This is a genomic window from Quadrisphaera setariae, assembly GCF_008041935.1.
In the GTDB taxonomy this organism is placed as follows: domain Bacteria; phylum Actinomycetota; class Actinomycetes; order Actinomycetales; family Quadrisphaeraceae; genus Quadrisphaera; species Quadrisphaera setariae.
On record NZ_VKAC01000006.1, the window covers coordinates 229,812 to 254,586 of the forward strand.

General features: G+C 76.2%; 24 protein-coding genes and 2 riboswitches. Of the genes, 15 read left to right on the top strand and 9 right to left on the bottom strand.

Going from position 1 to position 24,775, the window contains the following annotated elements; genetic code table 11:
- Positions 1-136 precede the first annotated feature (136 nt).
- The gene (locus FMM08_RS11695; RefSeq protein WP_187279704.1) at positions 137-421 is read right to left on the bottom strand and encodes a DUF1490 family protein; all 285 of its coding nucleotides are present in this window, start codon (positions 419-421) and stop codon (positions 137-139) included.
- Positions 422-604: 183 nt separating this feature from the next.
- Between FMM08_RS11695 and FMM08_RS11700 the strand changes: the two genes are divergently transcribed.
- A complete protein-coding gene (locus tag FMM08_RS11700) occupies positions 605-1,723 on the top strand; it encodes a glycosyltransferase family 4 protein (RefSeq protein ID WP_222710684.1) in 1,119 nt (372 codons plus the stop codon).
- Between the two features lie 18 nt (positions 1,724-1,741).
- Here the strand turns inward: FMM08_RS11700 and FMM08_RS11705 are convergent, their stop codons facing one another.
- On the bottom strand, positions 1,742-2,047 hold the full coding sequence (locus FMM08_RS11705) for an STAS domain-containing protein (protein ID WP_222710685.1): 306 nt from the start codon (positions 2,045-2,047) through the stop codon (positions 1,742-1,744).
- Positions 2,048-2,144: 97 nt separating this feature from the next.
- On the opposite strand from FMM08_RS11705, the gene FMM08_RS11710 reads away from it, so the two are divergent.
- A complete protein-coding gene (locus FMM08_RS11710) occupies positions 2,145-3,152 on the top strand; it encodes a cell wall-binding repeat-containing protein (protein ID WP_187279705.1) in 1,008 nt (335 codons plus the stop codon).
- Positions 3,153-3,182: 30 nt separating this feature from the next.
- Here FMM08_RS11710 and FMM08_RS11715 read toward each other — a convergent pair whose 3' ends face one another.
- Complete coding sequence (locus tag FMM08_RS11715; RefSeq protein WP_147926672.1) at positions 3,183-4,322, bottom strand: aminotransferase class I/II-fold pyridoxal phosphate-dependent enzyme; 1,140 nt, start codon at positions 4,320-4,322, stop codon at positions 3,183-3,185.
- 211 nt (positions 4,323-4,533) lie between these two features.
- On the opposite strand from FMM08_RS11715, the gene FMM08_RS11720 reads away from it, so the two are divergent.
- On the top strand, positions 4,534-7,257 hold the full coding sequence (locus FMM08_RS11720) for a helix-turn-helix transcriptional regulator (protein WP_147926526.1): 2,724 nt from the start codon (positions 4,534-4,536) through the stop codon (positions 7,255-7,257).
- Between the two features lie 8 nt (positions 7,258-7,265).
- On the opposite strand, the gene FMM08_RS11725 is transcribed toward FMM08_RS11720, so the two are convergent.
- Positions 7,266-7,646 (bottom strand): response regulator transcription factor, encoded by a 381-nt coding sequence (locus tag FMM08_RS11725; protein ID WP_147926527.1) that lies wholly within the window; start codon positions 7,644-7,646, stop codon positions 7,266-7,268.
- 98 nt (positions 7,647-7,744) lie between these two features.
- Between FMM08_RS11725 and FMM08_RS11730 the strand changes: the two genes are divergently transcribed.
- The 6 genes from FMM08_RS11730 (at position 7,745) to FMM08_RS11755 (ending at position 13,451) form a co-directional block, all read left to right on the top strand.
- Positions 7,745-8,539, top strand: a complete 795-nt coding sequence (locus FMM08_RS11730) for a hypothetical protein (protein ID WP_147926528.1) — start codon at positions 7,745-7,747, stop codon at positions 8,537-8,539.
- Between the two features lie 97 nt (positions 8,540-8,636).
- Positions 8,637-8,747, top strand: a riboswitch (SAM riboswitch).
- A 113-nt stretch (positions 8,748-8,860) separates the two neighbouring features.
- Positions 8,861-9,850, top strand: coding sequence for a MetQ/NlpA family ABC transporter substrate-binding protein (locus FMM08_RS11735; RefSeq protein WP_147926529.1), 990 nt, complete (start codon positions 8,861-8,863; stop codon positions 9,848-9,850).
- A gap of 2 nt (positions 9,851-9,852) precedes the next feature.
- On the top strand, positions 9,853-10,929 hold the full coding sequence (locus tag FMM08_RS11740) for a methionine ABC transporter ATP-binding protein (RefSeq protein WP_147926530.1): 1,077 nt from the start codon (positions 9,853-9,855) through the stop codon (positions 10,927-10,929).
- Position 10,930: 1 nt separating this feature from the next.
- Positions 10,931-11,599, top strand: a complete 669-nt coding sequence (locus FMM08_RS11745) for a methionine ABC transporter permease (RefSeq protein WP_255472303.1) — start codon at positions 10,931-10,933, stop codon at positions 11,597-11,599.
- Between the two features lie 99 nt (positions 11,600-11,698).
- Entirely contained in the window at positions 11,699-12,670 is a 972-nt protein-coding gene (locus FMM08_RS11750) for an ATP-binding protein (protein WP_187279706.1), read from the top strand.
- A gap of 76 nt (positions 12,671-12,746) precedes the next feature.
- A complete protein-coding gene (locus FMM08_RS11755; protein ID WP_187279707.1) occupies positions 12,747-13,451 on the top strand; it encodes a phosphatase PAP2 family protein in 705 nt (234 codons plus the stop codon).
- Positions 13,452-13,633: 182 nt separating this feature from the next.
- On the opposite strand, the gene gcvP is transcribed toward FMM08_RS11755, so the two are convergent.
- The gene (gene gcvP, locus FMM08_RS11760) at positions 13,634-16,567 is read right to left on the bottom strand and encodes an aminomethyl-transferring glycine dehydrogenase (RefSeq protein ID WP_147926533.1); all 2,934 of its coding nucleotides are present in this window, start codon (positions 16,565-16,567) and stop codon (positions 13,634-13,636) included.
- A gap of 67 nt (positions 16,568-16,634) precedes the next feature.
- A riboswitch (glycine riboswitch) is annotated at positions 16,635-16,734 on the bottom strand.
- Positions 16,735-16,875: 141 nt separating this feature from the next.
- Between gcvP and gcvT the strand changes: the two genes are divergently transcribed.
- On the top strand, positions 16,876-17,976 hold the full coding sequence (gene gcvT, locus FMM08_RS11765) for a glycine cleavage system aminomethyltransferase GcvT (protein WP_147926534.1): 1,101 nt from the start codon (positions 16,876-16,878) through the stop codon (positions 17,974-17,976).
- On the opposite strand, the gene FMM08_RS11770 is transcribed toward gcvT, so the two are convergent.
- The 3 genes from FMM08_RS11770 to FMM08_RS11780 form a co-directional block, all read right to left on the bottom strand.
- Positions 17,971-18,747, bottom strand: coding sequence for a class I SAM-dependent methyltransferase (locus FMM08_RS11770; protein ID WP_147926535.1), 777 nt, complete (start codon positions 18,745-18,747; stop codon positions 17,971-17,973). The two genes, gcvT and FMM08_RS11770, sit on opposite strands and share 6 nt — an antisense overlap.
- Positions 18,748-18,837: 90 nt before the next feature.
- Positions 18,838-19,047, bottom strand: coding sequence for a hypothetical protein (locus FMM08_RS11775; protein WP_147926536.1), 210 nt, complete (start codon positions 19,045-19,047; stop codon positions 18,838-18,840).
- A gap of 20 nt (positions 19,048-19,067) precedes the next feature.
- Positions 19,068-19,799, bottom strand: a complete 732-nt coding sequence (locus FMM08_RS11780; RefSeq protein WP_147926537.1) for a GAF and ANTAR domain-containing protein — start codon at positions 19,797-19,799, stop codon at positions 19,068-19,070.
- Between the two features lie 99 nt (positions 19,800-19,898).
- On the opposite strand from FMM08_RS11780, the gene FMM08_RS11785 reads away from it, so the two are divergent.
- The 3 genes from FMM08_RS11785 (at position 19,899) to FMM08_RS11795 (ending at position 21,966) form a co-directional block, all read left to right on the top strand.
- A complete protein-coding gene (locus tag FMM08_RS11785; protein ID WP_147926538.1) occupies positions 19,899-20,324 on the top strand; it encodes a hypothetical protein in 426 nt (141 codons plus the stop codon).
- A gap of 225 nt (positions 20,325-20,549) precedes the next feature.
- Complete coding sequence (locus tag FMM08_RS11790; RefSeq protein ID WP_147926539.1) at positions 20,550-21,023, top strand: STAS domain-containing protein; 474 nt, start codon at positions 20,550-20,552, stop codon at positions 21,021-21,023.
- 214 nt (positions 21,024-21,237) lie between these two features.
- Complete coding sequence (locus tag FMM08_RS11795; RefSeq protein WP_187279708.1) at positions 21,238-21,966, top strand: GAF domain-containing protein; 729 nt, start codon at positions 21,238-21,240, stop codon at positions 21,964-21,966.
- Here the strand turns inward: FMM08_RS11795 and FMM08_RS11800 are convergent.
- The gene (locus FMM08_RS11800; RefSeq protein ID WP_147926541.1) at positions 21,923-22,387 is read right to left on the bottom strand and encodes a hypothetical protein; all 465 of its coding nucleotides are present in this window, start codon (positions 22,385-22,387) and stop codon (positions 21,923-21,925) included. The genes FMM08_RS11795 and FMM08_RS11800 overlap by 44 nt on opposite strands.
- 308 nt (positions 22,388-22,695) lie before the next feature.
- On the opposite strand from FMM08_RS11800, the gene FMM08_RS11805 reads away from it, so the two are divergent.
- Positions 22,696-23,790 carry a fatty acid desaturase family protein gene (locus FMM08_RS11805; RefSeq protein WP_147926542.1) on the top strand — a complete coding sequence of 365 codons (1,095 nt, stop codon included), beginning with the start codon at positions 22,696-22,698 and terminating at the stop codon, positions 23,788-23,790.
- 65 nt (positions 23,791-23,855) lie between these two features.
- Positions 23,856-24,650, top strand: coding sequence for a GAF and ANTAR domain-containing protein (locus FMM08_RS11810; RefSeq protein WP_147926543.1), 795 nt, complete (start codon positions 23,856-23,858; stop codon positions 24,648-24,650).
- The last annotated feature ends 125 nt before the right edge of the window (positions 24,651-24,775 follow it).

Consider the following 24,775-nt stretch of genomic DNA (forward strand, 5'->3'; position numbering starts at 1 on the left):
CGTCGGGCCCGGCTCCGGTGGAGGAGCTGGTCGCTGCGGTCGACGGGGTGGCGGGTCCGGGGGTCACGCCGGGGCGCTCCTGCTCAGTCGTCGGGGTGGGGCGTCGGGCTCGGCGGTCAGCGGCGAGCGGTGGTGCTCAGTGGTCGTGGTCGTGGCTGTGCTCGGCCGACGGGGTGCGCGGGACGGGCGCGGGCTCGCCGAGCTCGGCGTGGGCCTGGGCGACGACGTCGCCGGTGCTCAGGCGCAGCTTCTCCACGCCCACCTCGGCGGCGCGCGAGGCGCGGATCCCGACCTTGGCCGTGGAGACCGCGGTGCGGCGCAGGGCCGCGCCGCCGCGGCCGTCGGAGAGGGCCTTGACGAGCCCGGCGGACGCGGCCGCCGTGAGCAGGAACCGGCCGAGGGGGGCGACGACAGCGACCACGAGGTCCTCCATGAGCGTGTGCCAGGGGTGCGCGGGGAGAGCGCCGCAACGATAACGGCTCTCACCAAGAGCGCACGGTCGCCGCCATGATCCCACGCAGCGGTGCCCGATGGTCATCCCGTCGACGGCCGCTCGTCACCCGGTGGTGGCCGCCCGGAGGGGGGCGCGGCCCACGCTGCCGGTGTGAGGGTCGCGATCGTCACCGACTCGTTCCTGCCCGCGATGAACGGCGTGGTCCGCTCCGTGCTGCGGGTGCTCGAGCACCTGGAGCGCGAGGGCCACTCCGCCCTCGTCGTGTGCGCCAGCCCGGGCGCCCCGCGCAGCGTGCACGGCGCGATGGTGGTGGACGTCCCCTCGCTGGGGCTGCCCGGCTACGCGGAGGTGCGCCTGCCGCTGCCGTCCGCCACGCGCCTGCGCGCCGTGCTGGCCGCCTTCGCCCCCGACGTCGTCCACCTCGCCTCGCCGTTCGGCCTGGGCGGCACCGCGGCGCGCGCCGCGAACGGCCTGGGCCTGCCCGTGGTGGCGGTGTTCCAGACCGACGTCGCGGGCTTCGCCAGCCGCTACCCCCTCACCGCCAGGATCGGCACCGCCCAGGAGGCGGCGTGGTGGCGCGTGGAGGCCATCCACCGCCGCGCCGAGCTGACGCTGGCCCCCACGGCCTCCGTGGCCGAGCAGCTGCGCTCGCGCGGGATCCCCCGCACCCGCGTGTGGGCGAGGGGGGTGGACGACCTCTTCGACCCCGCCCGCCGCGACCCCGAGCTGCGCGGCCGGCTCGCCCCGCACGGCGAGGTGCTGGTCGGCTACGTGGGGCGGCTCGCGCCGGAGAAGCGCCTGGAGGACCTCGCCGTCCTGACCGGGGTACCCGGCACGCGGCTCGTGGTGGTGGGGGACGGGCCCTCGCGGGCGCGCCTGCAGACCCTGCTGCCCGACGCCGCCTTCCTCGGCCAGCTCTCCGGGGAGCGGCTCGCGTCCGCGGTCGCGAGCCTGGACGTCTTCGTGCACACCGGTGAGCACGAGACCTTCTGCCAGGCCGCCCAGGAGGCGCTCGCCAGCGGCGTGCCCGTGGTGGCCCCCGCCGCGGGAGGCCTGCGCGACCTCGTGGACCCCAGCCGCACGGGCTGGCTGTACGCCCCCGGTGACCTCGCGGGTCTGCGCGCCCACGTGGCCGACCTCGCCGGCGACGCCGCCAAGCGCCGCGCCCTCGGCCAGGCGGCCCGCGAGCGCACCCGCGGGCGCACGTGGGGCGCGCTGTGCGCGCAGCTGCTCGACCACTACCGCGACGCGCTGTCCGTCACGGTCTGAGGAGCGCCTCCGCCCGCGTCAGAGGTCGAGCACGTGGTGGGCGCCCATCACCACGAGCATCTGGCGGGCCGTGCCGTGCAGGCCCTCCAGCCTCAGGCGGTGCGGGCGCACCTGCCGCGACAGGCCGATGAGGAAGCCCAGGCCCGCCGAGTCGACGAAGTCGACGGCGTGCAGGTCCACCACCCGCACCCCGGCGAGCTGCTCGGGCGCCAGCCGGTGGCCGGCCACGGCGTAGACGTCGATGTCTCCGCTGAGCACCAGGCGGCCGGCGTCGTCGGGGTCGAGCGCCATGCCCGCTGGCCGGGGCGTCTCGTCAGCGGGCACCGGGCCATGCTGGCCCACTCGGCGGCGCCTCGCACAGCCACCCCCGCCACGGCGCGTCCCGCGGCCCGGCGCCGGGGGCCTGTGCCACGGTGGTCGGGTGGGCGCGGCTCTGGTGCGGCGGGCCGCCGCCTCCGCGGTGGCCTGCACGCTGACCCTGGGCGCGCTCGCCGCCACCGCGGTGTGCGCGCCCCCCGCGCACGCTGTGCAGACGGTGACACCCTCGGTCCGCTGGTGGGGCGCCGACCGCTACGCCACGGCGACCGCCGTCTCCCGGGAGGCCTTCCCGCAGGGCGCCCGCGACGTGGTGGTGGTCAGCGGCGCCCGCTTCCCCGACGCGCTCGCCGCCGCCCCGCTGGCCGCGCAGCTGGGCGGTCCGGTGATCACCGTGCCGGCCGGTCCGCTGCCCGCCGTGGTGCGCACCGAGCTGGAGCGGCTGTCACCGGCGGTGGTGCACGTGGTGGGCGGGTCCTCCGTGGTCGGCGACGACGTGGTGGCCCAGCTGGCACCGCTGGCCTCCGACCGCGTGGTGCGCCTGCAGGGGGCAGACAGGTACGAGACCGCGGCGTCGGTGGCGACCACCGCCTTCTCGAGCGCCTCCGAGGTCGTGCTCGCCTCCGGGCAGGACTTCCCCGACGCCCTCGCCGCGGGGTCGGCCGGGGCGGCGCTCGGCTCCCCGCTGCTGCTCACCGAGCGCGGTGCGCTGCCGGGTCCCACGAGGGCGGCGCTGGCGGCGCTCGCGCCCAGCCGCGTCACGCTGGTGGGCGGGCCGGCGGTGGTCACGCCGGCCGTGCAGCAGCAGGTGCGCGCGCTGCTGCCGGGTGCCGCGGTGGTCAGGCTCTCCGGAGACGACCGGTACGGCACCGCCGCGGCCGTGGCCCGCGACACCTGGGAGTCGGTGCCCTCACCGCTGCTGGCCAGCGGAGAGGGCTTCCCCGACGCGCTCGCCGGCGCCGCCCTGGGCGCCCCGCTGCTGCTGACCCGGCGCGACTGCCTGCCGGCAGCCACCGCGAAGGCCTACGCCGACCTCGGCGTGCAGGACGTCACCGGACTGGGCGGCGCCGCGGTGCTGTCCGACGCTGCGCTGGCGGGCACCCCCTGCCGGTGACCTCCCGTCGACCCCGTGTCACCCCGCGGATCAGGACGACGACGAGCGCAGCCGCCCGGTGAACCGCTGCAGCCGCGCGAGCCCCTCGGACAGCTCGGAGCGCGACGCCGCGTACGACAGGCGCACGTGCGTGTCGGCGGTGGTGGCGCCGAAGTCCCGACCGGGGGTGAGCGCCACGTGCTCCTCCGCCAGCAGCCGCTCGCAGAGCTCCCAGGCCCCCAGGCCGGTGCCCGAGACGTCCACGTAGGTGTAGAAAGCCCCGTCGGGGACCACCGGCACCTCCAGGCCGGCGCGCGCCAGCCCCTCCAGCACGAGGTGCCGGCGCCCGAGCAGGTCGAGGCGGCGCTGCTCCACCAGCGCCAGCGACTCGGGGGTGAAGGCGGCCAGCGCGGCGTGCTGCGCGGGGGCGGAGGCGCAGATGAAGAAGTTGGCGGCCATCCGCTCCACCGCGTCCACCGCGCGGTCGGGGACCACGCACCAGCCCAGCCGCCACCCGGTCATGCCGGTGTGCTTGGAGAAGCTGCCGATGACCACGGCGTCGTCGTCCAGGGCCAGCGCGCTGCTCGGTGGGGCGCCGTCCACGGGGTCGGCGAGGTCGAGGTAGATCTCGTCCACCACGCACCAGGCGCCGCGCTCGCGCGTCAGCCGGCAGATCCCCTCCAGCTCCTCCCGCCGCACCGTGGTGCCGGTCGGGTTGGAGGGGGTCGCCACGAGCACGGCGCGCGTCGCCGGGGTCCACGCGGCCGCGGCCGCTGCGGTGGACAGCTGGTAGCGGGTGGCGGGGGAGGTGGGGACCTCCACGGCGCGGCCGCCGAGCGCCCTGACGATCTGCCGGTTGCACGGGTAGGACGGGTCGGCCATGAGGACGTCGTCGCCGGGGTCGACCACGAGGGCCGTCACCAGCAGCAGGGCGGCGGAGGCCCCCGAGGTGATGGCCACCCGGCGCGGGTCGAGGTCGACGCCGTGGCGCTCGCGGTAGCGGCGGGCCACGGCCTCGCGCAGCTCCGGCAGCCCCAGTGCGGGCGTGTACGGCAGCGGTCGCCCGTCGGTCACCTCGCGCAGGGCCGCGAGGACGGCGGGTGGCGCGCCCTCGTCGGGCTCGCCCAGGCTCAGGGCGACCACGTGGTGGCCCTGGGCGCGCAGCTGGGCCGCCCGGGCGGCGAAGGCCATGGCGTGGAAGGGCTCGACGGCGAGGGCGCGGCTCGAGGGGCTGGGCGGTGCGAGCGGTGCGGCCACCCGGGCAGGCTGCCACGTCCGCCGCGCACGGAGCAGCGGGCGCGGCCGCTGGTGCTCGGGGATGGCCGGGGCCGGGCTCTGCGACCGGTCTCTCCGGCCGGGATCGGGGGCCGGTGCCGAACAGATCTTCTAGTACGTTCAGTGAATGCTTCTAGGAAGACAATCGCAGAAGCAGACCCTGGTCACTGCGCTCTCCCGCGGCTCTGCCGGGCGAGGCGGCTCCATCCTGCTCACCGGGTCACCCGGCAGCGGGTTCACCGCGCTGCTCGACGAGGTGGTGGCGGCAGCGCACGGCCTGGGGGACCCCCTGGTGCTCACGACCACGGGGGTCGAGGACGAGGCGGGCATGCCCTACGCGCTCCTCCACCAGGTGATCTGCCCCCTCCTGGCCGAGCTCGGCGACGACCTCGACCTGACTCGCCGGGAGTCGCTCGAGGCCGTCGTGGGCGCTCGTGCGCCGCAGGAGGGCGCGGTGCCCGTGGCCCTGGCCGCCCTGGGGGCGCTGGAGCTGCTCGCCCGCCGGCGCCCGGTGCTCGTCGTCGTCGACGACGCGCACCTGGCGGACCCGGACTCCGCCAGCGTCCTCCGCTTCCTGGGCAGGCGGCTCTCGCGGACGGCCGCCTGCCTCCTGGTCGTGCACCCCGAGCCGGTCGTCGGTGCTCCGTCGGCGGCGTCCGCCGAGGCCGCCAGGACCGGCGCTGACGCGGTGGTGGTCCTGGAGCCCCTCGGCGCGAGGGACGCCCGGGCCTGGGCGGACCGGGAGCAGCCGTGGCTCGACCCGGTGCAGCGCGACACGGTCCTGCACCTCGCGGCCGGCCGCCCCCGCCGGCTCGCTGACCTCCTGCACCTGGTGGACCGGGAAGCGGTCGCCTCCGCGCCGGACGGCGGGATCCGCACCGCGCTGCGCGGGTCGGTGCTGCCCGCCGTGGCCGCCGCGCGCCGGGATCTGGAGGCCGTCGACCACCGGACCCGCCGAGCGCTGGTGGCCCTGGGCCTCCTCGACGACCCCGCGGGTGCGTGGCTGGTGGCCCGCGTCGCCGGCGGCGAGGGCGCCGGGCCGGGTGTCCACGCGCCGGCTGCGGCGGACCCCCTGACGGCGGTCCTGGCCGCCGTCGAAGCAGACCCCCTGCTCGTCACGGAGCTGCGCACCGCCTGGTCCCAGCACCTGGAGGAGGCCGCCGCGGCCGCGCTGGCAGGCGGTCCCGCCGCGACCCGCCTGCGGGCCGAGGCCCTGCGGCAGCGAGCGCTGGCCGACCCGGCGGGCGCGCCCGCTCTGGCCGCACCCCTGGAGGACGCCGCACGCGCGCTGTGCGCGGTGGACGCCGCGCGCAGCAGCGAGCTCTTCGCCCTGGCCGCCGAGCACCACCGCGAGGTGCCGGCCCGCGCCGCAGCTGCGAGCCGTGCAGCCGAGCTCGCGCTCGCGTGCGGGCGTCACGACCGGGCCCGGCTGCTCGCGGAGCGCGCCGCCGCGCTCACGGACGGTGCCGGTGCGGCGGCGGCTGCGGTGACCTCGCGCTGGAGCGCACTGACGGCGCTCGCCCGCGGTGACCGCGACGCCGCGGCCCTCCACCTCGAGCATCACCTCGGTCGGCAGGTGGGCGCACCGGGCGTCGATCAGGAGCTGCTGGCCACCGCTGCAGCGCTCGTGATGGTGGCCGGGCGGCGCACCGGCGGATGCCGCGCGCTGGAAGCCGCCGCATCGGCGACGCCCGCGCTCGCCGGCCCGCTGCGCTCCCTGGCGCGCCTGGCGCTCCCCTGGCACCTCGCCGTGCCGGACGAGCAGCGGCACTCCCTCGACGACGCGCTCGCCGCGCTGGCCGGGGCCGGCCTCCCGGTGCTCCGACTCGCGGCCGACGCCGGCCGGCTCCTGGGCCGCAGCGACGAGGTCGCCGCTGCGTGCCGGTCCTCGCTGCCCGCGTGGCCCACCACCGGTCCGGCCGCCGTGGACGTGCACCTGGCGCTGGCCGCGTGCGCACTGGACACCGGGGACCTGACCGAGGTGCGCGCCCACGTGCAGGACGCTCGCGCCGCACTGCGCCACGCGCCGCAGGCGGAGGCCGCGGTCCTGCAGGCGGAGCAGCTCGTCGCCTGCCTGGGCAGCACCCGGGTGCCGGACGCGGCGTGGGAGGACGCCAGCGACCTGCCGCCCACCACCGAGCGGGCCGGCGCGGTCTGGTGCCGCGCCCACCGCCACCGCCTGCGTGGAGACCTGGCGTCCGCTGCCGCTGAGCTGCTGCCGCTGTGGCCCGCCGACGAGGCTCCCGCTGACGCCGGCGCCCTCCTCAACGCCCTCCCGACCGTCCACGCCCTGAGCGGCTCCGGCGCTGCGCCCGAGGTGCTCGAGCGCACCGTCCGGCAGGTCACCGCCTGGGCGGAGGGCAGCGGCGCCCCGCTGGCGGTCTCGACCGCGCTGGTGTGCCGCGCCGTGCTCGTGCAGGACCCCCACGCGCAGCAGCAGCTGCTCCGGGAGGCCGTCGAGCGGGGCGGGGACGGCCCGGCCGGAGCGGCCCCGCGCCTGGCGCTCGGCATGCTCCTGCGCAGAGCGCGCCAGGCTGTGGCGGCGCGTGAGCCGCTCGGCGCCGCGCTGCGGGTCTTCGAGCGGCACGGGCTGGCGGCCTTCGCCGAGCTGGCCCGCCGGGAGCTCGACGCCACCGCGCCGCTGCGCCCGGCGCGGCCCATGGGCTCCTCGGTGCTGACCGGCCAGGAGCGCACTGTCGCGACGCTGGCCGCCGAGGGCCTGTCCAACGCCGGTATCGCGCAGAGCCTCGGCATCAGCGCGCGCACCGTGGCCCACCACCTGCAGCACGTCTACGCCAAGCTGGGCGTGTCCGGGCGCCAGGAGCTCGGGCCCCGGCTGGAGGAGCGGTGAGCCGCGCCTCAGCCGAGGTCGCCGGCCTCGCGGGCCCGGGAGGCGGCCTCTCCGCTGCTGCGGACGCCGTACTTGCGGCGCGCTGCCGCCAGGTGCTGCACCACGGTCCCCGGCGCCACGCCGAGCGCCTCGGCGATGCCCGCCGTCGACGACCCCCGCTCCACCAGGAGCAGCACGTCGCGTTCGCGAGGGGTCAGCACCACCTGCACCTCGCGGGACCTCTGGGCGTCGTCCTCGAGCCGCTGCAGCTCCTCCTCGGACAGCAGCACGGCCCGGGAGCCGCTGCTGGTGCAGAAGACCACGCGCACCTCGCCGTCCGCCACGGCGTCGAGCAGCTGGAGCCAGTGGTGGGCGGAGGCGGTGACCTCCTGCCTCGGGTGAGCGGGCATGGGGACGTCCTGTCCGGCGCGTCGGCGGAGGTGCGGGCAGGGTGGCCACCCTACGCGGCGCGTGCCCTCAGGGCCCGTCTCGCGCGCCGCGTCGGCCGGTGGGAGGCACCGGCGTGGTGACCACCGGGCCGGGTGAGCGGGGTGGAGGGGACGGTCTGCACGACCCCCGGCCCCGCGGCAGGGCCGCTCGGGCGGCCCGCGCGCTGCGCGCGGCGGCGCCGAAGGGGCGGCCCCCGCACGACCTCGTCGACCGCCTCGCGGTGGTCGTGACGCAGGCGCTGGGGGTCCAGGGCGCCAGCGTCAGCGCCCTCTTCGCGCCCGGGATGTCCGTGCCGGTGGGCGTCAGCGACCCCCTGGCGGCCCGCGCCGAACAGCTCCAGTTCACCGCGGGGGAGGGCCCCTGCTGGGAGGCCTACCTCACCGGCACGACCGTCGTCGCCGACCTGGCCGACGCGGCTGCGTCGCAGCGCCGATGGCCCGCCTACGCGCGTGCCCTCCGGCACGAGACCGGGTACCAGCTGGTGGTGGCCCTGCCCGTCACGCTCGCGTCGGGCCTGGTCGTCGCCCTCAGCACCTACGAGGCGGACCGCTCGGGCGGCGCCTGGTGGCTGGACGCCGTGCGCGTGGGGTCCGCACTGGGCGAGGTGCTGGACGAGGCGTCCCCGCCGGCCTCGGAGGGCGGGGCCGTGTGGCTCGACTCCTCCACCACCGCCCGGCGCAGCACGGTGTGGACGGCGGAGGCGGTGCTCATCGACAACGCGCCCTTCCTCGACCACGACCGCGCCCTCGACGCCCTGCGCACCTACAGCCTGAGCGAGGGCACGACCGTCGACGACACGGCCGCCGCCCTCGTCGAGGGCCGCCTCACCACGCGCGAGGTCCTCGGCCGCTGACGCGCCGCCCTGGGGGCCGGGGTGGTCATCACGAACCGGTCACGGTGGCCGGTCTGGGTTTGACGCTGGCTGGACGCGGTTCGTACCGTCCTCCTCAGGTCACGAGTGACAGCGCGAAGCCCTGGCTGGCTGTCCGGCAACCCTCCTCCGCGGCGGGGTGCTCCAGGTGACGACCCGGCCGTGCGACCCCGCACGGCAAGAGCGGACCACCTCCGAGGAGACGCCATGACGCCGCCTTCGCTGCGCCGAGGCGCCTGAACGGTGCCACTCCGCCGCGCCCGCCCGCGGCACCCACCTCACGCACGACCCCCCAGGAGAGCCATGTCCAGCACCGATCCCAGCGCCAGCCCCGTCCTGCCCCCCAAGCCGAAGCGCAAGACCCCGGTGGCCGCGATCGCCGTGGCCGCGGTGGTGCTCCTCGCGGTGGTCGGGGTCGGCGCGTGGGTGCTGGGCAGCCGCAGCGGGGGCGGCGACGACACCGCCGCCAGCAGCACCGCCTCCAGCCAGGGCTACCGGTCCGAGGTGAAGATCGGCGTCGCCGACAGCTCGCTGCCCTACTGGAAGACCTACACCGAGCTCGCCAAGAGCCAGCTGGGCGTCACGGTCGACCTCGTCAACTTCTCCGACTACAGCCTGCCCAACCCGGCGCTGAGCCAGGGCGAGGTCGACCTCAACCAGTTCCAGCACATCCAGTACCTGGCCAACTACGACGCCACCGCGAACGACACGATCCAGCCCATCGGCTCGACCGCCGTCTACCCGCTGCCGCTGTACTCGACCACCGTCAAGGACGTCGCGTCGCTGCCCGCTGACGCCGTGGTCGCCATCCCCAACGACGCCATCAACGAGGCCCGTGCGCTCCTGCTGCTGCAGCAGGCCGGGCTGGTGCAGCTGAAGGGCGGCGGGACGGCGTTCTCGAAGACCGCCGACATCACCAGCTCGAAGGTGAAGGTCACCCCGGTCGCGGCCGACCAGACCGCCGGCGCCCTGCAGAGCGGCTCCGCCGTGGCCGCCGTGGTCAACAACAACTTCGCCACCAAGGCCGGGCTCACCGAGCAGCAGATCATCGTCGCCGACGACCCGGCCGCGGCTGCCGCCGCGCCCTACGTCAACATCTTCGCCGCCCGCAAGGCCGACGTCGGTGACAAGACCTACCTCGCCCTCGCGAAGCTCTGGCACGACCCGGCGGTGCAGGCGGTCTTCACGAAGGACTACCCCAGCGCCGTCGTCGTGGACCGCCCGGCCGCCGACCTGCAGGCCGACCTCGCGAAGGTCGAGCAGGACGCGAAGGCCGCGAAGGCCGCCGGCTGACCGTGGCGGCCACGTCCCCCGCGTCGCCAGCACCCGCGGGCCCGCGGCGCACCGGTGACGTCCTCGTCGAGCTCGAGGACGTCACCAAGCGCTTCGAGCGCGGCGGCTCCACCGTCACCGCGGTCGACGGCGTCAGCCTGTCCGTCGCCCGCGGTGAGGTGCTCGCCGTCATCGGCTACTCCGGTGCCGGCAAGTCCACGCTGGTCCGGCTCGTCAACGCCCTCGAGCAGCCCACCTCGGGCAGCGTCCGGGTGGCGGGCCAGGACCTCACCCGCCTCGGTGAGAAGGAGCTGCGCGCCGCCCGGGCGGGCATCGGGATGATCTTCCAGCAGTTCAACCTGCTGAGCTCGCGCACCGTGGCCGGCAACGTCGCGTACCCGCTGAAGGTGGCCGGGGTCGGGAAGGCCGAGCGCGAGAAGCGCACCGCCGAGCTCCTCGACTTCGTCGGGCTCCTGGACCGCGCGCACGCGCATCCCGAGCAGCTCTCCGGCGGGCAGAAGCAGCGCGTGGGCATCGCGCGGGCGCTGGCCACCAACCCGCCGCTGCTCCTGGCCGACGAGGCCACCAGCGCCCTCGACCCGGAGACCACCGAGGAGGTGCTCACCCTGCTGCGGCGGGTGAACACCGAGCTGGGCGTGACCGTCGTGCTCATCACGCACGAGATGGAGGCCGTGCGCCGCGTGGCCGACCGGGTGGCCGTCATGGAGGGCGGCCGCGTGGTGGAGGTGGGGGACGTCTACGACGTCTTCACCGCCCCCCAGACGCCGGCCGCGCAGCGCTTCGTGCGCTCCGCCACCCACGACCGGCCCTCCCCCGAGGCCCTCGCGCGGCTGCGCGAGCACCACCCCGGCCGCCTCGTGACCGTGCGCATCACCGACCGCCCGCGCCTCCAGCAGGTGGTCGACGGCGCCTTCCGCGACGCCGGCGTGAGCGCCGAGCTGGTCTACGGCGGGGTCGGCGAGGTGCGCGAGCGCCGCGCCGGCTCCCTCACCTACGAGCTGACCGGTGACGACGCCGCGGTGCAGCGGGCCCTGGCCGGCCTGCGCGCCGCCGACGTCGTCGTCGACGAGGAGGACTGAGGTGGACTTCTTCGCGGGCTTCCTCGACAGCACCGACGTCTACGTCAGGGCGATCGGGCAGACGCTGCTCATCGTCAGCGTCGCCATGGTCGTGTCGGGGGTCGTCGGGCTGGTGCTCGGGGTGGCGCTCTACGCCACCCGTCCGGGCAACCTGTTCAGCAACCGCCTGGTCTTCGGCGTCATCGGGCTGCTGGTCAACATCATCAGGCCCATCCCGTTCGTCATCTTCCTGCTGGCCGTGGGCCCCCTGCAGCGGCTCGTCATCGGCACGACGCTGGGCACGAACGCGGTGACCTTCGCGATCGCGCTGGCCGCGGGCTTCGCGGTCGCCCGCATCGTCGAGCAGTCCCTCGTGGGCGTGGACCCGGGCGTCGTGGAGGCGGCGCGGTCCATGGGCGCCTCGCGCAGCGCGATCCTCTTCGGGGTCGTCGTCCGCGAGGGCCTCGGGCCGCTGGTGCTGGGCTACACGTTCATCTTCGTGGGGATCGTCGACATGTCGGCGCAGGCCGGCCTGGTCGGCGGCGGCGGTCTCGGCGACTACGCCATCCAGTACGGCTCGCAGCAGTACGACTGGGGCGTCGTCTACGCCGCGCTGGTGGCGATCGTCGCGATCGTCGTCATCGGCCAGTTCCTCGGCAACCGGCTGGCGCGCGCCGTCATGCGGCGCTGAGAGCACGCGCCTCCCGCGAGCGTCGCCTACCCTCTGATGCGGCCGCCCGAGCACGCTGACGGCCCGCCTCGAGAGCGGAGACCTGTGGACGGGCGAGCGGTGTCCACTCAAGACCTGCCGGCGGTGCGGAGCGCCCTGGCCACCACGACGTACCCGCCGGAGGTGGCCTCGGTGCGGGCTGCCCGGCGCTTCGTGGTGGCGGTCCTGTCCTCCAGCGGGCTCGCGCCGCTCGCCGACGACGCCGGCCTGGTGGTCTCCGAGCTCGCGGCGAACGCCGTGCTGCACGCCAGGAGCCCCTTCGACGTCCTCGTCCACCGGCTCGAGGTGGGTGTGCGCGTCAGCGTGCGCGACGCCTCGCCGACGATGCCCGTGCTGGTGGCCCCCAGCGCCTCCGCGATGAGCGGCCGGGGCCTCGCGCTGGTCGAGCGGCTCGTGGCGCGGTGGGGGGCGGGACCCTCGCGCGGGGCCGGGAAGAGCGTGTGGTTCGAGATCGACGAGGAGCCGGCGGGCGAGCCCGTCCCCGACGTGGCCGACCTCAGCGTCGAGGAGCTCCTCGCCGCGTGGAGCGACGACGCGGACTCCGACGACGACGACGGCCGCCTCCTGGTGGTCCCCGCGCCGCCTGCGGGACCGACCACCGAGGTGGTGCTGCCCGCCCTGGTGGCCGCCGACCTCCTCGCCGCGAAGGAGCACATGGACGACCTGCTGCGGGAGCTGCAGCTGGTGCTGCTCGCGCAGGACGCAGGAACCGGTGCCGCCGACGCGCAGCTGGGCGGGCTCACCGCCGCACGCCGCCTCGACGAGACCGCCCGCGCCTTCGACGACGTGCGCCGCCAGGTCCGTCACCAGGTGAGCCGCGCCGTGGCGGCCGGCCAGGAGCGGGTGGCCCTCGTGCTGCAGCTGCCCGAGGGGACGGCTGAGCGGGCCACCGCCTACCGGGACGCCGTGGCGGCCGCGGAGCACCTGCCCGAGCTCCACGGTGCGCTGCTCAGCGCTTCCGCCACCCCCGCCCACCACCGCGCGGTGCGCCGGGCCTACCTCGACGAGGTCATCGCTGCGACGCGCGGCTGAGACGTCCACCGCCGGCCAGCCCGGTCGGCAGGACCGCCGGGGGCGCAGGCCGGCGCTGTGGGCCGAGGCGCTGCTCGTGGTGGCGTTCCTGCTCGCCTACGAGTCGGTCCAGCGCCTCGCCGGCGACGACGTCGCGGCGGCCTTCTCCCACGCCCGCACGCTGCTGGGGCTGGAGCAGGCGGTGGGACTGGCGCCCGAGCAGGCGCTCGACACGGCGACGGCGGCGTCACCGCTGCTGTCGCTGCTCTCGTCGGCCTGGTACTCGGCGCTGCACTACACGGTCACGCCCGTGGTGCTCGGGCTCGCCTACTGGCGGCTGCCGGAGCGCTACCGCGCGGTCCGCAACGCCTTCTTCGCCACCACCGCCGCCGCCCTGCTCGGGTACTTCCTCCTGCCCACCGCGCCCCCGCGGCTCCTGCCCGGGTACGCGGACGTGGTCTCCGAGACGGCGGGGTCGGGGTGGTGGTCGGCAGCGCCGCCCATCGGCACCAGCGGCGTGGACCAGCTGGCGGCGATGCCGTCGATGCACGTGGGGTGGGCCCTGTGGAGCGCCCTGGTGCTGTCCCTCGTGGTGCGGCGGCGGCGGTGGCTGCGGTGCGCGGTGCTGCTCTACCCCGTGGTGACCGCGGTGGTGGTGGTGGCCACCGGGAACCACTGGCTGCTCGACGTGGTGGCGGGTGCCGGTCTCACCGCGCTCGCCTGGGCCGCGCTCGTGGTGCGCCAGCCCGCCCGGGAGGCCGCCGGCGCGGACCGCCGCGACCTCGTCTCCGAACCCGGCTGACGGCCACCCCGCTCGTCGTCGTCCCCAGCTCGCCCCGCCCCTGCCCGCGCCTCTCTTCGCGCACTTTCCGCGGCAGGTGCGGGAAAAGGCCCCTCCCTTGTCGCACTTGCCGCGGAAAGTGCGACAAGGCGGAGGAAGGGAGGGGCCGGAGACCCGGGCGGAGCCGCTGGTGCGTCAGGCGGTCAGGCGCCGGCGCTGTCGAAGGCCTCCACCGGCGGGCACGAGCAGACCAGGTTGCGGTCCCCGAAGCTGCCGTCGATGCGGCCCACCGGAGGCCAGTACTTGTCCGGGTCGGGGCCGGCGGGGAACGCCGCCAGCTGCGCGCTGTACGGCAGCTCGCCGGACAGCGCGCGCTCGGCGGTGTGAGGCGCCCCGCGCAGCGGAGAGGCGGCCAGCTCCCACTCGCCGTCGGCCACCCGCTGCGCCTCCGCACGGATGGCCAGCATCGCCTCGACGAACCTGTCGACCTCGGGCAGGTCCTCGCTCTCGGTAGGCTCCACCATGAGCGTGCCCGCCACGGGGAAGCTCGTGGTGGGGGCGTGGAAGCCGTAGTCGATGAGCCGCTTGGCGACGTCGTCCACCGTCACGCCGGTGGCCTTGGTGAGCGGGCGCAGGTCGAGGATGCACTCGTGGGCCACGAGCCCGCCGTCGCCGGTGTAGAGCACCGGGTAGGCCTCGCGCAGCCGGGCGGCCACGTAGTTGGCCGACAGCACCGCGGTGGCCGTGGCCCGCGCCAGGCCCGCTCCGCCCATGAGCCGCAGGTAGGCGTAGGAGATGGGCAGGATGCCCGCCGAACCGTGCGGTGCGGCGGCGATGGCGCCGGTGCCGCCGGGCGCGGTGCGGCGCGCCGGGTCCGGGTGCGCGGCGTGGGTGGGCAGGTGCGGCGCCAGGTGCGCGCGCACCGCCACCGGTCCGACGCCCGGGCCGCCGCCGCCGTGCGGGATGCAGAACGTCTTGTGCAGGTTGAGGTGGGAGACGTCGCCGCCGAACTCCCCGGGCTTGGCGTACCCGAGCAGGGCGTTGAAGTTGGCGCCGTCCACGTACACCTGACCGCCCGCGGCGTGCACCAGCTCGCACACCCGGGTGATGCCGGGCTCGTAGACGCCGTGGGTGGACGGGTAGGTCACCATGATCGCGGCCAGGTCGTCGCGGTGGGCCTCGCACTTCGCGCGCAGGTCGTCGAGGTCCACGGAGCCGTCCGGTGCGGAGGCGACCACCACCACGCGCATCCCCGCCATCACCGCGGAGGCGGCGTTGGTGCCGTGGGCGGAGCTGGGGATGAGGCAGACGTCGCGCTGCTCCTCGCCGCGGGCGCGGTGGTAGCCGCGGATGGCCACCAGACCGGCCAGCTCGCCCTGGGAGCCGGCGTTCGGCTGGACGGAGACGTCGTCGTACCCGGTGACCTCGGCCAGCCACGCCTCGAGGCGCTCCACCAGCAGGCGGTAGCCCTCGGCGTCCTCCGCGGGCGCGAAGGGGTGCAGGTCGGCGAAGCCGGGAAGGCTGATCGGCTCCATCTCGGCGGTGGCGTTGAGCTTCATCGTGCAGGAGCCCAGCGGGATCATGCCGCGGTCGAGGGCGTAGTCGCGGCGCGAGAGGCGGTGCAGGTAGCGCAGCAGCGCCGTCTCGGAGCGGTGCTGGTGGAACACCGGGTGCTCCAGGTAGGGCGTGGTGCGCAGCAGGTCTCGCGGGAGCGCGTCGGGGGTGCGGACGTCGAGGTCGGCCAGGGCCCGCTCGTCGACCGCGCCCGCGGTCTGGCCGTCCAGGCCGAAGGCGCCCAGCACCCGGCCGACCACCTCCAGGTCGGTGCGCTCGGAGCAGGAGGCGCCCACGTGGTCGGCGTCGACCAGGCGCAGGTGGACCCCCGCCTCGCGCGCCGCGGCGACGACGGCCTCCGCGCGGCCGGGCACGCGCGCCAGCACGGTGTCGAAGAACTGCTCGTGCACCACCTCCACGCCGCCCTCGCGCAGCGCTGCCGCCAGGACGGCCGCGGTGCGGTGGGTGCGCTGCGCGATCGCCCGCAGCCCGTCGGGACCGTGGTACACGGCGTACATCGACGCCACCACGGCCAGGAGCACCTGGGCGGTGCAGATGTTGCTGGTGGCCCGGTCGCGGCGGATGTGCTGCTCGCGGGTCTGCAGCGCCAGCCGGTAGGCGCGCTGGCCGGTGCTGTCCACCGAGACCCCCACCAGCCGACCCGGCAGGTTGCGCTCGAGCCCCTTGGCCACGGCCATGAACGCGGCGTGGGGACCGCCGTAGAAGAGCGGGACGCCGAAGCGCTGGGTGCTGCCCACCACCACGTCGGCGCCCAGCGCGCCGGGGGCCTCCATCACGGTCAGCGCCAGGACGTCGGCCGCGACGACCAGCCGTCCGCCGCGCTCGCGCACCTGCTCGGCCAGGCCGCGCAGGGCGGGGACGCGGCCGGAGGCGCCGGGGTACTGCACCAGCACGCCGCTGACGCGTTCCGGCAGGGGAGCGCCGTCGACCGCCGCCGCGGCGAGCCCGCCGGCCAGGTCCGTGACGACCACCTCGACGCCCATGGCGGCGGCGCGGGTGCGCACCACCTCCACCGTCTGCGGGAGCACGTCGACGTCGACGACGAACGGCCCGGTCGCGCCCTTGTCGGCGCGCCGCACCAGCGTCATCGCCTCGGCGGCTGCGGTGCCCTCGTCGAGCAGGGACGCCCCCGCCACCGGCAGCCCGGTGAGGTCCGACACGAGCGTCTGGAAGTTCAGGAGGGCCTCGAGCCGGCCCTGGGAGATCTCCGGCTGGTACGGCGTGTAGGCCGTGTACCAGGAGGGGTTCTCCAGCACGTTCCGCCGGATCACGGGCGGCGTGGTGGTGCCGTGGTAGCCCAGGCCGATCATCGGCTCCAGCGGGCGGTTGCGGCCTGCGAGCTCGGCCAGCTCCGCAGCCACCTGGCGCTCGGTGCGCGCCTCGAACAGGTCCAGCGGGCCGGACGTGCGGATGCCCGCGGGGACCGCCGCGTCCATGAGCTCGGCCAGCGAGCCGTGGCCGACGACGGCCAGCATGGCCGCCACCTGCTCGGCGTCGGGGCCGAGGTGGCGGGGGGCGAAGGCGTCCTCGCCGAGCTCGGCGAGGGTGGAGTGGTCGGACACAGAGGCTCCCGGACGCGACGTGGCGGTGCCTCCCCCTCAGTCACCCGCCAGTGAGCTCCTGAGTCGCCTCGCCCGCGCGGTCCTTGTGCCTGAGAGGTTCCGGGGAGGGTTGCCCCTTCGGCGCCCTGCTCGACGGCTCGTCGTCAGGGCTCTCCCGCGCGGGATGAACAGCACCTCAACGGTACCGCGCTCGCGGGCTCCGTGGCAGCGCACGCGGTGCCCCTGGCGATCCCCACCAGCGGGAGGTGGCACCCTCGGGGCCAGCTCCGCCCGTCCCACAGCACCCCCACAGCACACCGGAGGACACGTTGGCCAGGGAGACGCCGCTCGCAGCGGTGCACCGCGCGCTCGGCGCGAAGCTCGTCGACTTCGCCGGCTGGGCGATGCCGGTCCGCTACGGCTCGGAGACCGCCGAGCACCTGGCCGTGCGCACCGCCGCCGGCCTGTTCGACCTCAGCCACATGGGCGAGGTGGTGGTGAGCGGCCCCGAGGCGGCCCGCGCCCTCGACCGGGCGCTGGTGGGCAGGGCATCGGCGATCGGGGTGGGGCGCGCGCGGTACTCGATGCTCTGCGCGGAGGACGGCGGCGTCCTCGACGACCTCGTGGTGTACCGCCTCGACCAGGACCGGTTCTTCGTGGTGGCCAACGCCGCCAACGCCGACGCGGTGGCAGCGGAGCTCACCTCCCGCGCCGCGGGCTTCGACGCTGAGGTGCACGACGCCTCCGCGGAGTGGGCGCTGGTGGCGGTGCAGGGCCCCCGCTCGGCCGAGGTGCTGGCCGCCACGAGCGACGCCGACGTGGCCGCCCTGCGGTACTACGCGGTCGTCGAGGCGCGTCTGGCCGGCCACGAGGTGCTGCTGGCGCGCACCGGCTACACCGGCGAGGACGGCTTCGAGGTGTACTGCGGTCCTGACGCCGCCGAGGACGTGTGGGCCGCGCTCGCCGCCGCCGGCGGGCCGCTCGGGCTGGTGCCGGCGGGGCTGTCGTGCCGCGACACCCTGCGGCTGGAGGCCGGCATGCCGCTGTACGGCCACGAGCTCACGCGCGAGACCACGCCGTTCGAGGCGGGCCTGGGGCGCGTGGTGGTCTTCGGCAAGCCCGACGGGTTCGTGGGGGAGCAGGCCCTCGCGCGGCGGCGCGACGAGGGCCCGGCCGCCGTGCTCGTCGGGCTGGTCGCCGAGGGCAAGCGGTCTCCGCGCGCGGGCCAGGCCGTGGTCGACCCGACGTCCGGGGAGGCCGTCGGGACCGTCACCAGCGGCTCGCCGTCGCCGTCGCTGGGCAGCCCGATCGCCATGGCCCACGTGCCCGTCGCCCTGGCCGAGCCGGGCACCCGGCTGGAGGTCGACGTGCGCGGCAGCCGCGTGCCCGCGCAGGTGGTGGCGCTGCCCTTCTACACGCGGGCGTCATAGCCCCTCGGCGCGCTCGCGCAGCGGTCGCCGGGCCAGGGGCACCAGCTCCAGGCCCGGCCGGTCAGGGGCGCCGCGCACCTCGACCAGCTCCAGGCCGGCCTCGACCAGCGCCGCGGTGACCTGCTCGCAGCTGCGGAAGCGGAGCACGGAGCGTGAGCGGAGCACCTCGCCGTCGTCGGCGAAGGTGAACACCTGCTCGAAGACCACGGTGGGGGAGGCGGGCGGGCCGCTCACGTCGAGGACGTCCGACCAGGTGCGCACCTCACCCACCCCCGGCAGGTGGTGCGTGGTGTCGGTGGCCTCGCGCGTCCAGCCCTCCCAGGCGCGCGCCTCCGGCACCCGCGTCTCGAACGCGAAGGTGCCGCCGGGCACCAGCGCGTCGTGGGCGACGCGCAGCAGCGCCGCCCACTCGTCGTCGTCCACGACCGCTTGCGCGGCGTTCCCCGTCATCACCACGAGGTCGACGACGACGCGCGGCACGGCGCCGGCCAGTGAGCGCGCGTCCCCGTGCAGCCACCGGACGCGCTCGGCCCCGGCCCCGGCGGCGGCGACCGCCAGCGACCCCGCTGCCGGGTCGAGCCCGGTGACCTCCAGGCCCCGGTCCGCCAGCAGCCGCGCCAGCACCCCGGTGCCGCAGCCGATGTCGAGCACGCGGCGCGCCCCGAGCTCCTCGACCAGGGCGAGGTAGGGGAGCAGGTCGCTGCGGTCGGGGTCGAGCGCGTCGTAGACCGCCGCCAGGCGCGGGTGCTCGTAGTGCGCGTCGGGAGCCACCCGGCCATGGAGCCATCCCGGAGGGCGCGCTGTCGAGGAGGTTTCCGCGTCAGCGCGCCCTCCGGAGGACGCGGCTGTGCTGGGCCGGTGTCAGACCGTGAAGCGCCCGGTGAGCTCGGCCAGACGGGCGGCGGAGGCGGTCAGGTCGGCCGCGGTGTCCGCGGTGTGGGCGGCGCTGTCCTTGTTCTGCTCGCTGCCTGTGGCGATCCCGGCGATGTTCTCCGAGATCTGCCCCGAGCCCACCGAGACTTCGGTGACGTTGCGGACCATCTCGGAGGTGGTGGCGGACTGCTCCTCCACCGCGGCGGCGGAGGCGTCGTTCAGCGGCGGGGGATCTCGCCGGTGGCCGTCAGCTCGAACGCGATGTCGTGGAGCTTCCGGTTGGTCTGCTGGCTGCGCGCCGACAGCAGCTCGAACGCCTGGTCGGCACTGAGCCGGTGCCGCTCCATGAGGACCCCCTTGGCCTGGCCGATGACGTCGCGGTGGGTCAGCCCCACGACCAGGTTCTCCAGCTTCTGGGCGCTCGCCAGCGCCACGGCCGCGTGCGCCGCGAGCAGCAGCCCGACCCGCTCGGACTCCTCGTCGAAGGCCCGCGGTGCTGCTGCGAGGAGGTTGAGGACGCCGAGGTCGTCGTCGCCGACGAAGAGCTGCAGGCAGAGCACGCTCGCCGCGCCGACCTCACCGGACCGGGCCGCGAGCTCCGGCCACCTGACCGTCTCCGAGGCCAGGTCGTCCACCCGCGTGGTCCGGCGCTGCGAGGCGGAGTCGAGGCAGGGACCCTGGCCGACCTCCTCCTGCAGCTCGTCCAGGCGGCGTCCGACAGCACTGGTCGACGCGGCGGGCACCACCCCTCCTCGCACCCGGGCCCCGGTGATGGTGCCGTGCTCGGCGTGGGGGACCAGCTCCACCGCGCAGTGCACCGCGCGGTCGAGCACCGCCCACGACGAGCGGTCCCCGTTCATGTCGCGCGCGAGGTCGGCCAGCGCCCGTGCGAGACCGGTGACGTGCTCCGGGTGGCCAGCGCCCGCGCGAGAGCCCTGTCCAGCACCCATCCGCCCAGCGTCGCAGCCCCGGAGCGCCGCCACCTCTGGATCAGGGCGCTGACGGGCCCGGTGGTGAAGGTCCGGGCCGTTCCTGCCGACAGCACGGGCATGAGCGCCACGACGACCACCTCGACGTCCCTCCTCGGGACGGGGGCGGGCGTCGAGGCCCTGCGAGAGGCCTGCGACCGGCTGGTCGAGTCCGCCGCGGACCCGGCTGCCGCCCGGGCCGTCGTCGTCGCCGTGTGGGCCCTGGGAGCTGCCTCCACGGACCACCTGCTGGACGACCTGTGCGCTGCCGCTGCGACCGGCGCCGCGCGCACCGGCGCGCCCGTGGACGCGGGAGACCTGCTCGACCTCCTCGGCCGGCACGAGGCCGCCTCGCGGCTGCGAGGTGCCGTGGAGCGCGGGCTCGCCGCTCACGCCGAGGCGGCGCAGGAGGCGGCTCGCGCAGACCGCGCTGTGCTGGCCGCACGCGCCGCCGTCCGCATCGCCGCGACGGCGCAGCACCGGCGCACGGCCGCGCGCGCTGCCTGAGGGCCGGGGGAACAGCTCCTCCGGGGGAGGTGTGGCGCGCCACGGACGGGGTAAGGGAGGAACGAGGCCGCGAGCAGCCCCCACGACGCAGCATCCCGCGCGCCTGGCTGCGCCGCCGGTCGAGACCGGCGCCGCCGGTCGTGGACCCCAGCGGCACGACCGGCGTCCCGAGGCGGCCGCCGCCCCTGGTGTTCCGACACACCTCGTCGAGGCCAGGAGCACCCCATGGACGTCCAACGGCAGCACCACGACAGCGCCTGCCTGCTGGTGGTCAGCGGAGCAGTCACCGCAGCAGACGCGGACGAGCTGCGCGGGCAGTGCTACGCCGCCCTGTCCGAGGCCGTCGAACGGGCCGGCGCACCAGGGGCGACCGACCGAGACCCCTTCGACACCGGAGGCCCCGACCGGCCGCAGCCGGTGGACCTGCTCATCGACGCCCGCCGCGCGACGCGCTTCGACGACCTGGCGACGCGCGCGCTCAGCTCGGCGCGCACCCGTGTCCGTCACCTCGGCGGTCACGTCGTCGTCGTCGACGACGCGGCGGGAGCGCTGCAGACCAGCCTGAGGCGCACGGGGCTCGCCTTCCGGTTCCCCCGCTTCGACAGCCCGGCAGCAGCCGGTGCGTCCCTGGCCCGCGACCGGGAGGTGCGCTCGCTGAGGGACACGCCCCTGGAGGCCAGGTGGCGCAGGGCCCGGTGACGCGCCGCCCGCTGGCGGCGCCGTCCGCGCCACCGACGACGGCGCTCCGGACCGGGCCCGCGCCCCACCGCGCCGTCGTCTCCCCGCGGGGTGACAGTGGGGTCAGGCGCGCGACGGCGGACCGGGGCTCCAGCAGCGATCCCATCCTCTGCAGCGGCACCAGGTTGGAGCCTCCGTGGACGAGCGCCGCCGTGACCGTCCAGGACCGCGCCGGGTGACCCACGCGGCCGTGCTGCGGCGCTCGACCGCCGGCGTCCCCGCCGCGCAGGTCGCCGACCGGCTGTGCGCCACCGCCGTCGTGCTGCTGGGCCTGGACGCCGGTGCACTGTGCGTCCTCCAGGCGCCGCAGGTCTCGGTGCCCGTGGGCATCAGCGGAGACCTCGCGCTGGTGGCCGAGCAGGTGCAGTTCACCGCGGGCGAGGGGCCGTGCTGGACCGCATACGACTCGGGAACTCCCGTCCTCGTCGACGACCTCAGCGCGCCCGGCTCCCCGGCGCAGGTCCGGTGGCCGGTGTACGTCGCCGAGCTGGTGCGGGTCACGCCGTGGCGGGGGCTGCTCGCACTGCCGGTGCGGGTGCGGCTCGGCGTGCCCGTGGTGCTGGTCGCCTACAGCGAAGCGCCCCTCGCCGCGCTCGGGCCGCCGCTGCAGGAGTGGCCCGCCGTGGTCACCGCCCTGGCCGAGGTGCTGGAGGCCGTGACGGCGGCCGCAGCTGAGCGGCCGCTCTGGCTCGACTCCTCCTCGGCGTGGCGCAGGGGACGGGTGTGGATGGCGGAGGCCCTGCTCGTGCGCAGCACACCCGGTCTCGAGCCGTCGCCAGCGCTGGCCGCGATGCGCACCTACTGCGCGGTGGAGGGAGGAACGGTGGACGAGGTCGCCGAGCAGCTGCTGTCCGGGACGCTCACCGCCGTCCAGGTGCTGGGCCTCCCCCGGGGGCCGGACTGACGGTGCGGTCGTGGTGGCGGGGACAGATCAGCTCGCGGTGGAGCCCGAAGCCGCCGAGGACCTCCACCTGGAGGACGTCCTCGCAGACCGGGCACCGCTCTGCCGTCCAGCTGCTGGCCGCGGCGGTGTCGGTGAGGACGCGCCGGGCGAGCAGCCCCACCGGTGTCCCGCGCCGGCGGGCCTCGCTCAGCAGCAGCGCCTCGGCCTGGGCGACCGTGGTGCCCAGGTAGACGGACAGCGCGCCGGAGCAGCGCGCGACCTGCTCCCGGCGCCACAGCAGCGACGTGAGCGACGACGGTCTCGCGGACCCCGGGTGTGCGAGGTCGTCCTGTTCGAGGTGGGCCTGGTCGGGGGGTGGCACCGGCTCCTCGGGGCCGGCCCCCCGGCCGGCGGGCCCACCTGCGCTGCTCTTCGCGGCCATCGCGTCACTCCTCGCGGGGCGGGGCACCGGGAGCGCACGGGCCCGTGCGCTCCCGCCCGCCGTCTCCCGCGACGTGCTTCACGGGCAGGGCTGACGGGCTCAGCGGCCGGGTCCGGGGCCGGAGGACTGCGTGGAGTCCTCGCTGCTGCCGGCAGGATGCTCCGCCGTCGCGCCCGGCGCCAGCCGACCGACGTGCGCGCCCTCGCGGGGCCGGACCGGGCGGCGTACCGTCTGACTCGGGGCTCCTGGCCTCTCAGCTACCCCGGACCCGGTGGCACACCGGCGGCGGTCGCGAGACGAGGACACCCATGACGACGACAGCACCCGCCCCCCGCGAGGGGACCCGACGGCGCTCGGGCAGCCGGCCGGCGACCCCGTACGCCGAGCTGTCCGCGCTGGTGCAGGCGGCGGGGCTCATGCGGCGGCGGTACGCCTACTACTGGGCGCGGTTCGCCGCGCTCCTCGGCGCTCTGGCCGCTGTGGCGGTGGCCTCGGTGCTCGTCGGTCACTCGTGGTGGCAGCTGCTCCTGGCCGCCGCGCTGGGCCTGGTCGTCACCCAGATGGCCTTCCTGGGGCACGACGCCGCCCACCGCCAGGTCTTCGTCTCCGGCCGGTGGAACGACTGGGCGACCCTGGTGCTCGCTCCGCTGCTCACCGGCATCAGCGCCACCTGGTGGGTGCGCAAGCACACCAGGCACCACGCCGCGCCCAACCAGATCGGCACCGACCCGGACATCGCGCCCGGCGCACTCGCCTTCCACCCCGCGGCCCTGGCCGGCCGCACGCGGCTGGGGCGCGCCCTCGCCCGGCACCAGGGCTGGTTCTTCTTCCCGCTGCTGCTCCTGGAGGGGCTCAACCTGCACGTGCAGGGCGTGAGGTCGCTGTGGGCTCGTGGTCCCGTCAAGCGCCGGTGGGTGGAGCTGTCCTTCATCACCGTCAGGCTGGGCGGCTACGTCGGGCTGCTGGCGTGGCTGCTGCCGCCGGGCATCGCCGCCAGCTTCCTGGCGGTCCAGCTGGCGGTGTTCGGCCTCTACATGGGCTGCTCCTTCGCCCCCAACCACAAGGGGATGCCGGTCGTGCCCGAGGGCGAGCGGCTCGGCTTCCTGCGGCGCCAGGTGCTCATGTCGCGCAACGTCACCGGCGGCCGGTTCGTGACGTTCGCGATGGGCGGGCTCAACCACCAGGTGGAACACCACCTGTTCCCCTCGATGCCGAGGCCGGCGCTGCGCCGGGCCCGTGAGCTCGTGCGCCCGTTCTGCGCCCGCCACGAGGTCCCGTACACCGAGACGAGCCTGGTGCGCTCCTACGGCATCGTGGTGCGCCACCTGAACGACGTGGGGCTGGCGGCGGGGCGAGACCCGTTCGAGTGCCCGCTCGTGGCGTCTTGGCGCCCTCGCGGGTGAGCGCCCTCCACCACCCGGTCCGCACCGAAGGGGTCGCCGCGGCCCCGCGAGGAGGTCTTCGGCTGATGACCAACGAGGACGACGGCGTGACGGTCGACGCTGCGCCCGCGCGAGGCGTGGAACCCGCCGCTGTGGACGCCGAGGGGGTCAGCAGCGAGGTGGTCGACGCCTTCGTCAGCCTGGCCGACTCGCTCGTGGCGGACTACGACGCCGCCGACCTCCTGACGCACCTGGCCGAGCGCGCCGTGCACCTGCTGGGCATCACGGCCGCGGGGATCCTCGTCGCGGGCCCCCGCGGGCAGCTCCAGCTCGCAGCCTCCAGCTCGGAGTCGGTGGCCGGGCTGGAGCTGTTCCAGCTCAGCGTCGACGACGGCCCGTGCCTGGAGTGCTACGCCACCTGCGCCCCGGTGGTGGCGCTCGACGCCGGGTCCGTGCAGCGCCGGTGGCCCCGCTTCGCCCCCGCCATGCTGGACCGGGGCCTGTGCAGCGTCGTCGCCGTCCCGCTGCGGCTGCGCGAGCAGACGCTGGGTGCGCTGGGCATGTTCGCCTCCACGTCCGGCACCCCGACCCGGGCCGCGACCCGCGTGGCGCAGGGCCTGGCGGACATCGCCACCATCGCGATGCTCCACGAGCGCGCCACCAGCGACTCGCGCCTGCTGGCGGTGCAGCTGCAGGGGGCGCTCGACACGCGGGTGCTCATCGAGCAGGCTAAGGGCGTCATCGCCGTCCAGCTGGGGACGTCGGTGGCTGACGCCTTCCTGGTGCTGCGCACCACCGCCCGGCACCGCGGACTGCGCCTGGCGGACCTCGCCCTGGCGCTGGTCGAGGGACGCCTCGACGCCCACCAGCTCGACGGCTGAGACAGCGCCGCGCCCCCCTGGTCGTTGGGCGGCAGGTGGTTGCCAGCGGGCCGCACGGCTGCCAGGCTGTCCGCACGGCCCCGACGTGGCCGTGCGGCCCCGGTCCCGGCAGCGCTCGGCACGAG

What these genes read in the sequence shown, in the direction of transcription:
- FMM08_RS11715 (WP_147926672.1), bottom strand. Translation starts at nt 4,322, where the DNA reads ATGGCCTTCGCCGCCCGGGCGGCCCAGCTGCGCGCCCAGGGCCACCAC.
- FMM08_RS11720 (WP_147926526.1), top strand. Translation starts at nt 4,534, where the DNA reads ATGCTTCTAGGAAGACAATCGCAGAAGCAGACCCTGGTCACTGCGCTC.
- FMM08_RS11725 (WP_147926527.1), bottom strand. Translation starts at nt 7,646, where the DNA reads ATGCCCGCTCACCCGAGGCAGGAGGTCACCGCCTCCGCCCACCACTGG.
- FMM08_RS11735 (WP_147926529.1), top strand. Translation starts at nt 8,861, where the DNA reads ATGTCCAGCACCGATCCCAGCGCCAGCCCCGTCCTGCCCCCCAAGCCG.
- FMM08_RS11780 (WP_147926537.1), bottom strand. Translation starts at nt 19,799, where the DNA reads ATGGGTGCTGGACAGGGCTCTCGCGCGGGCGCTGGCCACCCGGAGCAC.
- FMM08_RS11785 (WP_147926538.1), top strand. Translation starts at nt 19,899, where the DNA reads ATGAGCGCCACGACGACCACCTCGACGTCCCTCCTCGGGACGGGGGCG.
- FMM08_RS11790 (WP_147926539.1), top strand. Translation starts at nt 20,550, where the DNA reads ATGGACGTCCAACGGCAGCACCACGACAGCGCCTGCCTGCTGGTGGTC.
- FMM08_RS11800 (WP_147926541.1), bottom strand. Translation starts at nt 22,387, where the DNA reads ATGGCCGCGAAGAGCAGCGCAGGTGGGCCCGCCGGCCGGGGGGCCGGC.
- FMM08_RS11805 (WP_147926542.1), top strand. Translation starts at nt 22,696, where the DNA reads ATGACGACGACAGCACCCGCCCCCCGCGAGGGGACCCGACGGCGCTCG.
- FMM08_RS11810 (WP_147926543.1), top strand. Translation starts at nt 23,856, where the DNA reads ATGACCAACGAGGACGACGGCGTGACGGTCGACGCTGCGCCCGCGCGA.